The 13,052-nt window shown below is 37.3% G+C and carries 10 protein-coding genes; 4 read left to right on the forward strand and 6 right to left on the reverse strand.

Annotated features, from left to right (window positions below; genetic code table 11):
• Positions 1 to 164 precede the first annotated feature (164 nt).
• A complete protein-coding gene (gene miaB / locus BUC21_RS06310) occupies positions 165 to 1,532 on the reverse strand; it encodes a tRNA (N6-isopentenyl adenosine(37)-C2)-methylthiotransferase MiaB (protein ID WP_073400334.1) in 1,368 nt (455 codons plus the stop codon).
• 314 nt (positions 1,533 to 1,846) lie between these two features.
• Between miaB and BUC21_RS06315 the strand changes: the two genes are divergently transcribed.
• Both BUC21_RS06315 and BUC21_RS06320 read left to right on the forward strand, forming a co-directional pair.
• Complete coding sequence (locus BUC21_RS06315; protein WP_073400336.1) at positions 1,847 to 2,272, forward strand: hypothetical protein; 426 nt, start codon at positions 1,847 to 1,849, stop codon at positions 2,270 to 2,272.
• A 38-nt stretch (positions 2,273 to 2,310) separates the two neighbouring features.
• Complete coding sequence (locus BUC21_RS06320) at positions 2,311 to 3,813, forward strand: butyryl-CoA:acetate CoA transferase (protein ID WP_073400338.1); 1,503 nt, start codon at positions 2,311 to 2,313, stop codon at positions 3,811 to 3,813.
• Between the two features lie 581 nt (positions 3,814 to 4,394).
• Here BUC21_RS06320 and dacB read toward each other — a convergent pair.
• From dacB to BUC21_RS06335, 3 genes are read right to left on the reverse strand one after another with little or no spacing between them, the layout of a single operon-like run.
• Positions 4,395 to 5,795 (reverse strand): D-alanyl-D-alanine carboxypeptidase/D-alanyl-D-alanine endopeptidase, encoded by a 1,401-nt coding sequence (gene dacB, locus BUC21_RS06325; protein ID WP_073400340.1) that lies wholly within the window; start codon positions 5,793 to 5,795, stop codon positions 4,395 to 4,397.
• Positions 5,795 to 7,138, reverse strand: a complete 1,344-nt coding sequence (gene lpdA, locus BUC21_RS06330; protein ID WP_073400342.1) for a dihydrolipoyl dehydrogenase — start codon at positions 7,136 to 7,138, stop codon at positions 5,795 to 5,797. The genes dacB and lpdA overlap by 1 nt, the downstream gene beginning before the upstream one ends.
• 24 nt (positions 7,139 to 7,162) lie before the next feature.
• Positions 7,163 to 7,555: a PH domain-containing protein gene (locus BUC21_RS06335; RefSeq protein WP_175550487.1), complete on the reverse strand. Its 393-nt coding sequence runs from the start codon at positions 7,553 to 7,555 to the stop codon at positions 7,163 to 7,165.
• Positions 7,556 to 7,683: 128 nt separating this feature from the next.
• Here BUC21_RS06335 and nadB point away from each other — a divergent pair, with 128 nt between their 5' ends.
• The gene (gene nadB / locus BUC21_RS06340) at positions 7,684 to 9,255 is read left to right on the forward strand and encodes an L-aspartate oxidase (protein ID WP_073400346.1); all 1,572 of its coding nucleotides are present in this window, start codon (positions 7,684 to 7,686) and stop codon (positions 9,253 to 9,255) included.
• Positions 9,256 to 9,417: 162 nt separating this feature from the next.
• The gene (locus tag BUC21_RS06345) at positions 9,418 to 10,560 is read left to right on the forward strand and encodes a glycosyltransferase (RefSeq protein WP_073400348.1); all 1,143 of its coding nucleotides are present in this window, start codon (positions 9,418 to 9,420) and stop codon (positions 10,558 to 10,560) included.
• 135 nt (positions 10,561 to 10,695) lie between these two features.
• Here the strand turns inward: BUC21_RS06345 and BUC21_RS06350 are convergent, their stop codons facing one another.
• Both BUC21_RS06350 and BUC21_RS06355 read right to left on the reverse strand, forming a co-directional pair.
• Entirely contained in the window at positions 10,696 to 12,471 is a 1,776-nt protein-coding gene (locus BUC21_RS06350; RefSeq protein WP_073400350.1) for a cellulase family glycosylhydrolase, read from the reverse strand.
• 86 nt (positions 12,472 to 12,557) lie between these two features.
• Complete coding sequence (locus BUC21_RS06355) at positions 12,558 to 13,013, reverse strand: hypothetical protein (RefSeq protein ID WP_073400352.1); 456 nt, start codon at positions 13,011 to 13,013, stop codon at positions 12,558 to 12,560.
• Positions 13,014 to 13,052: the final 39 nt, after the last annotated feature.

Raw genomic sequence — 13,052 nt, forward strand, 5'->3', positions numbered from 1 at the left:
GAACAACATTACCCTATTTCTTAATTTTCTTCTGTAAGAAAGTAAGAGCAGAACAAATATCCATAAAGTATTTTTAGGGTAAACAAAAAGAACCGGCAATCAATGCTTTTTTATAAGCAATTGATTGCCGGTTTATATTATGCTATTATTCTAGTAAATATGAATTATTCAGCCAGAACACCTTTAAGGGTAGCAGAGCTTGCTTCATTGATTGTGACCTTAACAAAATCACCAATTCTATGATTTCCTCTGTCAAATACAACCACACGGTTCTGTTCTGTTCTACCAACAAGCTGTTCACGAGAACGTTTAGAAACACCTTCTACCAAGACTTCATAAGTTTTGCCAATACAACGCTTATTACTTTCAGCCGATAGTTGATTCTGTAATTCTATAATCTCATTCAATCGGGCCACCTTTACTTCTTCAGGCACATTGTCTTCTAAATTTTTAGAAGCGTAAGTTCCTGGTCGTTCTGAATATTTAAACATGAAAGCAGAATCATAAGCACATTCTCTCATTAACGAAAGAGACTCCTGATGATCTTCTTCTGTTTCAGAATGGAAACCAGAGAATATATCGGTAGACAATCCACAATCAGGGATAATTCTCTTTATTGCAGCAACTCTTTCCAGATACCACTCACGATTATACTTCCGGTTCATGAGCTTCAAAATTCTTGAGCTTCCACTTTGTACCGGTAAATGAATGTGTTTACATACATTTGGTACCTGAGCAATTACTTCCAAGGTTTCATCACTCATATCCTTTGGATGAGAAGTAGTGAAACGTACACGCATAGTTGGAACAGCTTCAGCTACAGTACGAAGAAGTGTAGGGAAAGTAATGGTTTCACCATCTTTTTCAAAGCAGTACGAATTTACATTCTGTCCCAGTAATGTAACTTCTTTATAACCTTTTGCTGCTAAATCGCGCACCTCATTAAGAATACTTTCTACATCCCTGCTACGCTCACGTCCACGGGTATAAGGAACAATACAATAAGTGCAGAAATTATTGCAACCACGCATAATCGAAACAAATCCTGAAATATGATTACCACAAATACGTGAAGGAATTACATCGCGGTAAGTTTCAGTAGTAGAAAGTTCTACATTCATGGCTTTTTCACCTGTTTCAACAGAAGCGATAAGTTCGGGTAAAGTTAAATAGGCATCTGGACCAACAACAAGATCAACATGATGATTTTCTATCAAATCATCTTTTACTCTTTCAGCCATACAGCCTAATACACCAACAATAAGATGTTTCTTTTTCTTCTTTAAAGAATAAAAGAATTCCAGACGATTCAGAATCTTTTGTTCAGCGTTATCACGAATCGAACAAGTATTCATAAAAACAGCATCTGCTTCTTCCAGGGTTTCACACGCATTGTAACCTGCCATCTTCATTACTGACGCAATTACTTCGCTATCTGCCACATTCATCTGGCAGCCATAAGTTTCGATAAACAATTTTTTGTTCTCAAAATCAGTTGCAGATTTAAAGTCTGCTCCTGTTACTTCATTCATAATCTTACAATTTAAAATTTGGACGCAAAGATACGTCTTCTAAAGCAATTACGTAGTGCGGCACTTAAAAAAAATGCATAAACTTACATTTATAAGGAATTCTTAAAAAGAATTATATAAAATCCTCATCTACATATTCTAGATATTAGTCGGGGAAATTAGTTAACAGAACAATTAACTACCAAAGTATTAATTAGTTAATATTGCAATAAACACAAAGAAACGGAACTCTTAAAAAGACTGTTTTTTAGTCCGATTTCTGTAATACTATCAATTTAAATTCATATCTTTGAAAACTAAATTTAAATATAATCATGGATGATTTTCTTCAATACATAATTGTTGTTGTTGCAGTTATTGCAGCAATAGTAACCAAAATCCGTACACAGGAGAAGGCAGATAATGATAAAAATAATAAGAAACCAACAGTAGTTCCTTCAGAACCGGAGAATAAAAAAGGAAATACTATTTTAGATAATTGGGAAAAATGGTTCGAAGTTGATGAGACTAAGGTTAGTCCATTAAAGCAGGAGCCTGTAAATGTATCTATTCATCCATCTCCGAAAAATGTGGATCTTTCAACTGCAAACAAACAAACTGCAACTGCAGACCATAAAGATAAAAAAGATATTTCTCTAAAGAATGAAATACTAGAAAATGCTCCCGACATCCAGCTTAATACAATAGAAGATGTGCGTCGGGCTATTATCTATTCAGAAATAATTCAAAGAAAGTACTAAAAAATTTAATTTAACTTGAAATTATACTATTGAAGATTATGTCATTAAAGTTTATTACCGCAGAAGAAGCTGCCAGCTTCGTTAAAGATGGAGATAACGTTGGATTCAGTGGATTTACACCTGCAGGTGCACCTAAAGCTATACCAGCTGCTATTGCAGAAAGAGCGATAGCTGAGCATGAAAAAGGAAATCCTTTCAGTATTGGAGTACTTACAGGAGCATCTTCAGGAGATTCTCTTGATGGTGCACTAACAAGAGCCAAAGCAATTAAGTTCCGTGCTCCATATCAAACAAACAAATCTATGAGAAACGCCATCAATATTGGAGAGATAGATTATCAGGATCTTCATCTTTCTGAAATGGCGCAACAGGTTCGTTACGGATTCATGGGAAAAGTAAATGTAGCTATTATTGAAGCTTGCGAAGTAACTGAAGATGGGAAAATATATGTGACTACAGCCGGTGGAAATGTTCCTACATATTGCCGCTTAGCCGATAAAATTCTTATTGAACTAAACAGCCATCATAGCAAAGGACTGATAGGTATGCACGATATGTATGAACCTTTGGATCCTCCTTACAGAAAAGAACTGGCTGTATATACTCCATCAACCCGCATCGGTCTTCCTTATGTACAAGTAGATCCTGCAAAAATAGTTGGTATTGTTGAAACAAATGTTCCTGATGAAGCACGTGGTTTTGATCCTGCCGATGAAATAACTACTCAAATTGGAAATAACGTAGCAGCTTTTCTGGCAAAAGAATTGAAAGCCGGACGTATTCCTTCTACTTTCCTTCCACTTCAATCGGGTGTAGGTAATGTAGCTAATGCAGTTTTAGGAGCATTGGGAAAAGATATGGATGTACCTGCATTCGAGATGTATACTGAAGTTATTCAGGATTCTGTTATCGACTTAATGTTGCAAGGAAGAATTAAATTCGGAAGTTGCTGCTCATTAACATTAACAGATGAATGCTTGCAAACCATTTATAATAATATCGATTTCTTCAAGGATAAGATAGTTATGCGTCCTGCTGAGATTTCCAATAATCCGGAAATTATACGCCGTCTGGGAGTTATCAGTATAAATACTGCAATTGAAGTAGATATTTATGGAAACGTTAACTCTACTCATATTGGCGGAACGAAGATGATGAATGGTATTGGTGGTTCGGGAGACTTTACCCGCAATGCTTATATGTCTATCTTTACTTGTCCATCTGTTGCCAAAGGAGGAAACATCAGTGCTATTGTTCCAATGGTATCTCATTGTGATCACAGCGAACACTCTGTTAACATTATTATCACTGAGTTAGGAGTAGCCGACCTGAGAGGTAAGAGTCCTATTCAAAAAGCAGAGGCAATCATTGAAAACTGCGTTCATCCTGATTACAAACAACTTCTTTGGGATTATCTTAAATTTGCCGGAGAAGGACATAAGGGACATACTCCTCACCGTATTGATGCGGCTCTTGCATTCCATGTTGCACTGGCAAAAAAGGGAGATATGAAAGCTGTAAACTGGGCTGATTACGAATAGTATTTAAACGATTTATATTTATGAGGGTACCCCAAAAGGGTACCCTTTTTATTTGCGCGGAATTATTCTTCTTTTTTCTGTATTTATAGGGGGTGAAATAAAAAAGCCCGCGGCTTATAATCAAGCAATTAGCTTAAAAAATAAAACGGATTGTCAGAAAACTTCCTTTATAGTTTCTCTGAAAAACAGAAAGAACGAGTTAAAAAGTGTTTCATGATTGATTTTAAGCACTATATAGGAGGAAAAAAAAGAACCAAATTTTGGGCATATTTATATAACCTTACAAATAAAACCAATAAAATGCCCTCGCAAAGTGAAAAAAGCTATTTATACAGTTAATCTATTAAATGTATTTACTTCATATATAACCATTTATGACAATGAATTAATTATGTAAAATATTAAAACCCAAATCGATAATAAATTACATATAAAAAGCTTGGAAATACTACAATTATTCTCTCTATTTTAGAGTTTTTCATACTTATAGAAAAGCGTTATCCTACTGTTTGGACAACCCCATTTTATCCCTTAGGTTTTCAACAAAATAAAAACGCTTCTTTCATTTCAGGAGATTGTTTCTACTCACAAAGCAATTCACAGACTTTATCCTGAAATGCTCTTGCTTTAGCGCTTGACATAACATTCTGATTAATAACAGAGAAAGCAATTATATGACCGTTGGATGCTGTTGCATAACCGGCCAATGAACTTACACCAGTTACCGATCCGGTTTTAGCATGCACATTTTTATATGCTTTGCCTTCTTTCATTCGTCCGCCGAGTGTTCCATCTACTCCGGCAATTGGTAGAGCAGGGTACAATTCATCAAAAATCGGTTTCTGTGAATAGGCATATCTAAGATAGGCAACCAGCAATTCAGGAGAAACATAATTATATAAAGAAACTCCACAACCATCAACCAGATTATAATCCTTGGGGTTGAGCCCTAGTTCTGAAATAACTCTTTGAATTACTTTCACTCCATCTTCGCGACTCAGATGCTTTTTTGCTGATTCTTTCAATGCAGTGTTGTATAGTATTGCTTCGGCAGAAAGGTTATCACTATTCTTCATGGCACGCTGAAGTACCAGACTAAAGGGATGAGAAAGTCGGGCAAAGAATACCGCTGATGAATCCTTAGGAAGTTCGCCATATACATAGTTGGGAAGTTGAATTCCTTTCTCCTTTGCTCTTTCCATGAAGGTATGCATAAAAAAATTGGCAGAGTTAGATACAGTTATTCGTAAACGTTTGGCGGACTGTACATTTCCCGTAACCAGAATATTATTCTCCTTTTCCATCCAATTCCGAGAAGCATTAAGCTCTTCTTTTTCTGGATTGTCACTTAACGTTTGATTTTTAATTGTATAATATGAGGAAGCCGGAGTACAGACTAACTCTGCAGGTTCCCCCTTTTTCCCAGGTTTAGCTAAGATCTCAACATATCCTTTCTGAAGCATTAAAGGAGATATTTCGGGCTGAAAAGAATAGGGTGCATCATCCCACGACCAGCCTGCACCCCAGTATAGAGAGTCGGTCATTGAAACATCTGCAATAAACTTACCGGATACTGCTTTTATCCCCGACTGACTTAGCATTCTCAGCAGCCCGTTCATACTGGGATCAATAAACTCTGAATCAAGTCCGCCTACCAAATAAAGGTCGCCATATAAAACTCCATCTCTTATTTTACCGGTATGGTAAAACGTTGTAGAAAAGAAATGGTCCGGACCAAGAACTGAAAGTCCGGTTATTGCCGTAATCAGTTTTTGAATGGAAGCCGGACGATAAAGTTTATTTTCCTGATAAGTATAAAGGGACTTGCCATCTGTAAGATCGTAAACAGAAATACCGACTTCAGACGTTTTTAAAAAATCTTCTTCCAAAAGTTTATCGAGTTTTGCCTTCAGCTCGGGCTGTGCAAAGACTAGTACTTGACAAAAGAACACAAAAAACAATATGGAAAAAGTACGTTTCATTATAAAGCCTCCTTAAATATTTCGCCAACAGTAGGATGTGGAAAAACAAAACGTTTCCATTCCTCCGTTTTTAATCCCAATTCAACAGCCATCACTGCAAGAGTTATAATCTCAGATGCAGGATTACCATAAACATGAACACCAAGAACAGTGCCGTCTTCACCAATCAGCATTTTGCACATTCCGTTTACTCCTTCATTTTCGGCAACAAATCTGCCGGAGAATGCCATTGGGAGTTTAATAGATTTATATGCAATACCTGCCGATTGCAGACTCTCTTCTGTTTGTCCCACTCCTGCTATTTCCGGATTGGTATAAACCACACCGGGAATTGCACGATAACTCATTTTATCTTGTTTCCCAAGAATATGATGAACAGCAACTTCTGCTTCCCGAACGGCTGTGTGAGCAAGAAGAGAAAATCCTGTTAAATCACCGCAAACATAAACACTTTCTACAGAAGATTGCATGTATTCGTCAACTTTAATGCATCTGCGTTCAGTTCTTTCGAGGGGAAGATTATCCAAACCGAAGCCTTCAGTAACAGGTCGGCGACCCACACTCATTAAAATCTTTTCGGCTGTAATACTTCCTTTGCCTTCCTGATTCTCAAAGATAACAGTTGTCCCATTCCCTGCATTCTCAAATGCCAGCACTTTTGTACTAATAAGGAACTTAATCCCTTTCTTTGCATAATCAGCCCGAAGTAAAGCAGAAAGTTCTTTATCCATTCCACCCAGAATCTCATCGAGCATCTCAATAACAGTAACTTCTACTCCCAGACTATTGAAGAAAGATGCAAATTCCATTCCTATTACACCACCACCCACGATAGCTAAAGAAGCGGGAAGTTCTTTATTATCGAGGGCATCCCGGTGAGTCCAGAAGTTTATCTGATCCACTCCCGGAATAGGAGGAATAAATGTTTCGGAACCTGTACAAAGAATCAGATTACTGCATTCGTAAGTCTCGTCATTGCATTGAACCGTGCTTTTATTAATTACTTTTGCTTCACCGGTTATAATTGTAACATTATTGGTTGTGAGTTTTGATTTTACTCCAAGCACCAGTTTACGCACCACCTTAGACTTCCGGGCGATAATCTTACTCAAGTCGAAAGAAGATTCAGGAACAGTTACGCCATACTTTGATGCATGACGCGCATAATCGTAAACTTTAGCCGAATACAGTAATGTCTTGGTAGGAATACAACCTTCGTTAAGGCATACGCCACCTAAGTTTTGTTTCTCAAAAAGGACTACGTTCAATCCTTCCTTTCCGGCAAGTTCGGCAGCTGTATATCCTGCCGGACCTCCTCCAATAATAGCAACATCGTATTTCATAGTAGTTGATCGGTAATGGTTAATTTATTCTTTATTTGTCAGTAACTGAAATAACTCCGCCTTCTTTTCCTTTGCAGGAAGCAGAGAATAGTATTCTTTTTTGTGTTTTATCAATATAAATTCTGTAACGGAAATACCAGCAAGCTTTAATTTATAAAATTCGTCAATAGATTCAATTTCATCAATTGCTATAGTTCTGTTTTTAAAGAATTTGCCTTGAGAAATAATAAGAGTTCGTTCTGGAGTTATTGTATATTGTGTATGAAATGTTTTTTCAAGCATATAGATGAGCCACGAAATAAACAGTACTCCTAAACTAAGAAAATTATCCATAAAAAAGGAAATAGCTAATCCTGATAAAAGTACAAAATAGATATAATGATACCAAATAACCCTTGCTGTAAATACTTTATTCATAACTATACTCATTATATATATTGTCAATTATCCGAGCCGCAATTTACTAATTTTATTAATTATTGAGCGGGAAAAGTACAATTAAAAAAGTTATTTCGTAGCTTTGTGTTCTCTAAACATATACAATTATGATTAAGAAGTTTGATTTCTTAGTAATCGGTTCAGGTATTGCCGGTATGAGTTTTGCCCTGAAAGTGGCACATAAAGGAAAGGTCGCACTTATTTGCAAGACCACTTTAGAAGAAGCAAACACCTATTTCGCTCAGGGAGGAGTTGCTTCCGTTACAAACACACTAGTAGACAATTTCGAGAAACATATTGAAGATACGATGATTGCCGGCGATTGGATTAGTGACCGGGCGGCAGTTGAAAAAGTAGTTAGAGAAGCTCCCGCTCAAATCAATGAACTTATCAGCTGGGGAGTAGATTTCGATAAAACTGAAAAGGGAGATTTTGACTTGCACAAAGAAGGCGGTCACTCTGAATTCCGTATTCTGCATCACAAAGACAATACAGGAGCCGAAATTCAGGATAGTCTTATCCAGGCTGTAAAGCAACATCCTAACATCACAATCTTTGAAAATCATTTCGCCATTGAAATTCTTACGCAGCATCACCTGGGAGTTACGGTTACCCGCCAGACTCCTGATATTAAATGCTACGGAGCTTATATTTTAGATCCGAAAACCGGAAAGGTTGATACTTATCTGGCAAAAGTTACTTTGATGGCAACCGGAGGTGTAGGAGCTGTTTACCAGACTACTACTAATCCATTGGTAGCAACCGGAGACGGAATTGCTATGGTTTACCGTGCAAAAGGAACGGTTAAGGATATGGAATTCGTACAATTTCACCCAACAGCGCTTTATCATCCGGGAGACCGCCCGTCATTCCTTATTACTGAGGCAATGAGAGGTTACGGAGGTGTACTTAGAACCATGGACGGAAAAGAATTCATGCAGAAGTATGACGAACGTCTTTCGCTTGCTCCACGTGATATCGTGGCAAGAGCTATAGACAACGAAATGAAAAACCGTGGCGACGAGCATGTTTATCTGGATGTAACTCACAAAGATCCCGAAGAAACTAAAAAGCACTTCCCAAATATATACGAGAAATGTCTCAGTCTGGGCATTGACATTACTAAAGATTATATACCTGTTGCTCCGGCAGCCCACTATCTTTGCGGTGGTATAAAGGTGGATCTTGATGCCTGCTCTTCAATAGAAAGACTTTATGCCGTTGGAGAATGTTCCTGCACAGGCTTGCATGGTGGTAACCGCCTTGCATCGAACTCACTTATTGAAGCTGTGGTTTATGCCGACGCAGCAGCAAAACACAGTTTAAGCACCATCGATCAATATACTTATAACGAAAATATTCCAGAATGGAACGATGAAGGAACCCGCTCTCCCGAAGAAATGGTACTTATTACTCAAAGCGCCAAAGAAGTGGGGCAGATTATGAGTACTTATGTGGGAATTGTTCGTTCAGATCTCCGTTTGAAACGTGCATGGGACCGCCTGGATATTATTTACGAAGAAACAGAAAGTCTGTTTAAACGTTCAAAAGCATCTAAAGAAATATGTGAGCTTAGAAACATGGTAAATACTGGTTATCTCATCATGCGTCAGGCAATAGAACGCAAAGAAAGCCGCGGATTGCATTATACAATTGACTATCCGCACGCAAAAAAGTAAGCTGGCATAAACTTCGCCATGGTTTCATAACAAATGGAATTGTTTTCTGAAAACCTGGCGAATAATGAATAAATCCTTGTACAGAACAATTCATTCTTTTGTACAGAAGAATGAATTGTTCTGTACAAAAGAAAACAATCTTTTGTACAAGAATCTAATAACATGCCTAGGAACATTGCCAAAAGAGTCCTTATATCTGTGTCGAACGACCTGGTTACCGATCAGAGAGTTGGTAAGGTTTCGGCTTCGTTGCAACGAAACGGATATGATGTACTGTTGATTGGTTGTATAAAAAAAGAGCTTAAACCATTAGATCGCCCCTATCAGACCTACCGCTTCAACCTGTTTTTCAGGAAAAAATTCATCTTCTATCTGGAATATAACCTGCGTTTGCTGTTTGTATTACTCTTTAAGCGCAAAAATATTCTGCTGTGCAACGATACCGATGCCCTACCCGCCAATTTTATTGCCGCTAAGCTATGCAGAGTTCCGTTGGTTTTCGATGCACACGAGCTGTTTCCTGAAGTTCCTGAGCTGGCAAACCGCCCAGGAGTAAAAAGAGTCTGGGAAAAGATTGAAGATATCTTCTTCCCTCACCTAAAGAATTCCTATACCGTATGCCAATCTATTGCAGAGCATTATAAGCAGAAATACGGAATCACAATGGGGATTGTTCGTAACATTCCCAATAAAGATACTGCTCCATCATCTATAAATAGTGCTGAAAGAAAAAGAATAAGTCTTTTGCCTCCGCTCGAAGGAAAAAAACTACTGCTCTATCAGGGTGCTATAAACGTAGGTCGTGGAGTGGACTGGCTTATTAATGCCATGTCCTATCTTGATAATTGCATACTTTGCATCTGCGGTGACGGAGACTTCCTACAGGAAATGAAAACACTGACCAAGGAAAAACAATTGGAAGAAAGAGTTATTTTCACCGGACGGCTTCCTTTTGAAGAACTTAGTCAATACACCGAGAAAGCCGACTTAGGTTTTGTTCTTTTAGAGAATATGGGGTTAAGTTATTACTATTCCCTTCCCAATCGCATATTCGATTATATGAAATATGGCGTACCTGTTCTTGCATCTAATTTTCCCGAAATTGCCCGCATTGTTAAAACACACCAAACGGGTAAACTAATCTCTCATTACGAATCGGAATATCTGGCAAAAGTAATTTTTGAAATGCTAAAAGAATGGGAGAATAAGCCAGAAGATAAAGTCCGGTTAAAAGAACTTTCTAAAGAATATTGCTGGGAAAACGAAGAAAAAGTGATGCTCGAAATAGTGAGAAACGCAAAATAAAAAGGGAAAGCTGCCTAGTTTCGTTCTGTCCAGAAAAAAACTAAGTCAGCTTTCACACTACTAATCAACTAATAATAACTAATCTATTAAGGAACACTTTCCTCTATTTATTAAACATAAAATCTTATTTAAAAACTAAAATGGATATTTCCCGGCAGCAGCTCCTTGTACAAGGCCATTAAGTGCCTTTGTATCTTCGGCAACTGTTGTTGAACGGTTAAATATACCGCATCCCTTATCGCCTGTTCCGCCATTATCCCAGTAAAACGGAACAATACCATAGTTTTTAGCCTGCTCTGTTACGTATTTAATGTAATAAGCACGAGAATCTAAATGATGAGTCAACGCATCACCCGTAAGCGATAAACGCCGTGTAGGAGAATACTCACCCAGAATAACCGGATAACCCTTATCTATAAAATTCGTTTTCATTTTAGCAAACTGAGATATTACATGATCTTCTTCACCCCAGGTTGCAGCTCTTCCTGCCAATGCACCTGTTGCATATTGATGATAATCCGCTCCCCAAAAAACAAAATACTTGCCCCAGGTTGCATCACTCTCCAATATACAAAATTGTGACGGATCATAATAATGAACTTCAACCATTAATCTATTTTGAACTTTATCTGTAGAAACTTTTAAATTAGAGACTGCCTGATTAATATCTGTACTAAATGCCTGAATAAGAAGGTTACGATAAGCGTTCCTTCCACCAGTAGAACGTACTGCATCTACAAAAGTCTGGTTATACGACATCTGAACATTGTAATTATCCTGAGTCGGTGTTCCACCATTAGAGCCCATATTCACTTCATTTGTTCCGGCAAAAAGAAGATGTTCATCATAATTTCTGAAATATACAGCAATTTGTTCCCATATTGCTTTTTCTTTCTTAGTAACCTCTTCTTGTTTTGCGAGAGTAGGATTATTATCCAGCCAGCCACCATCCGAATGAATATTTATAATAGCGTACATATCATTGGAAACACAATAATCAACAACCTCTTTTACCCTTGCCAACCAAAAGTCTTTAATTTTATAATTCGTTGAATTTTCAAGATATCTGTTCCATGCACAAGGTATTCTCACGGCATTAAAACCAGCAGCTTTCACTGCATTTATCATAGCCTTAGAAGCTTTAGCATTACCCCAATCTGTTTCGCCACTGATAACAGATCCTGTTGTAGTAGAACTTGTGCATTCAAGCGTATTTCCTAAATTCCATCCCAAATATATTTTTTTTGCAAGTACAAAAGCATCGCTTTCCATTCCTGTTTTATCGGCAGCAATAAAAAGATTTTTTGCCGCCTGATTAATAGTAACAGTTTCTATTAAACCCGCCATTGTGAAAGTTATTGTACCTACTCTTGAAAAAAGAGAAGCATTGTTTGCAATAGTAAATACTTCTGTTTTATTGGTTACAGTACGGGTAGTTGTCTGAGATATCCAATCCTGATTAATTGTTACTGTATGAGCTGCCGTAGTTTGCAATTCTACTGTTATCTGACCACCATCGGCACTAACATCATATGTACTTTTCTTTACCACTAATAAATTAGTTAATTCCTGCGTTACTTTTATCTGTTTTGAAAGAGAACCTGCAGTAACAGTAATTACAGCTTCACGAGTATCGTTAGTTGTATTCTCTGTAGCAGCAACTGTAATTTGTTTAGTACCGGCTTCACCCGAAGAAGGAGACAATGTGCACCACGACTGTGAACTTGTAGCTGTCCAATTTACATTCGTTTTAATAGCAAGCATAGTTGTACCACTTCCTTTGGCAAGTGTAAGCTCTTCTTTTGCCACTATTAATTCCGGTTGAACCTCTGGATCACTGCTAGAACATGAATACAGAGCTGTTAAAAGAAGAATTAACCAAAGAGAAAAATATTTTTTTAAATAAACCATATTCTGAGTTATAAAGTTAGCTAATCTAAAAAGTGTAATTAGTTGATTTAACCACTATTCTTTATTGATTAAACAATCAATGATTATTATTGATGACACAATTCGTAGAACTTCTTTTCTTCTACAGAGCTCAGCTGAGCCTTTTTTAAATTTTGCTGATATTCACGAACTTTATCAACCTTAGCTTTAGTCTTTTCCATAAACGAAGCATCGTTAGCCAGCTGAGGATTTTCCTTAATTCTGTCAGTGCTTTGTTTCAAAGCTTTCAGTGCAACTTCAAATTCCAGCAATAACTTTTCGTTAGTGTTCATATCAGATGTCTTTTTAGCCATTTCAATACAGGCTCTCTCCATCTGAGTAGCATATTCCTTCGATTTGGCAAATGCTGTATCTTCAGAAGCTTTTTCCTGAAGCTCTTCAACAGAATTAAAAGCATTCTCAAATTGCTCTTTTTTCTGTTCTTTCTGTGTCTTCTTATTGCTGCAAGCAACAATCAGTAAACAACAGACAGAAATAAATATATAAAGTGAAAAAGACTTCATAAATTAATATTTTAAAAAGAGGTTACCTAACATTTCAAG

The organism is Bacteroides luti, from assembly GCF_900128905.1.
Taxonomy (GTDB): domain Bacteria; phylum Bacteroidota; class Bacteroidia; order Bacteroidales; family Bacteroidaceae; genus Bacteroides; species Bacteroides luti.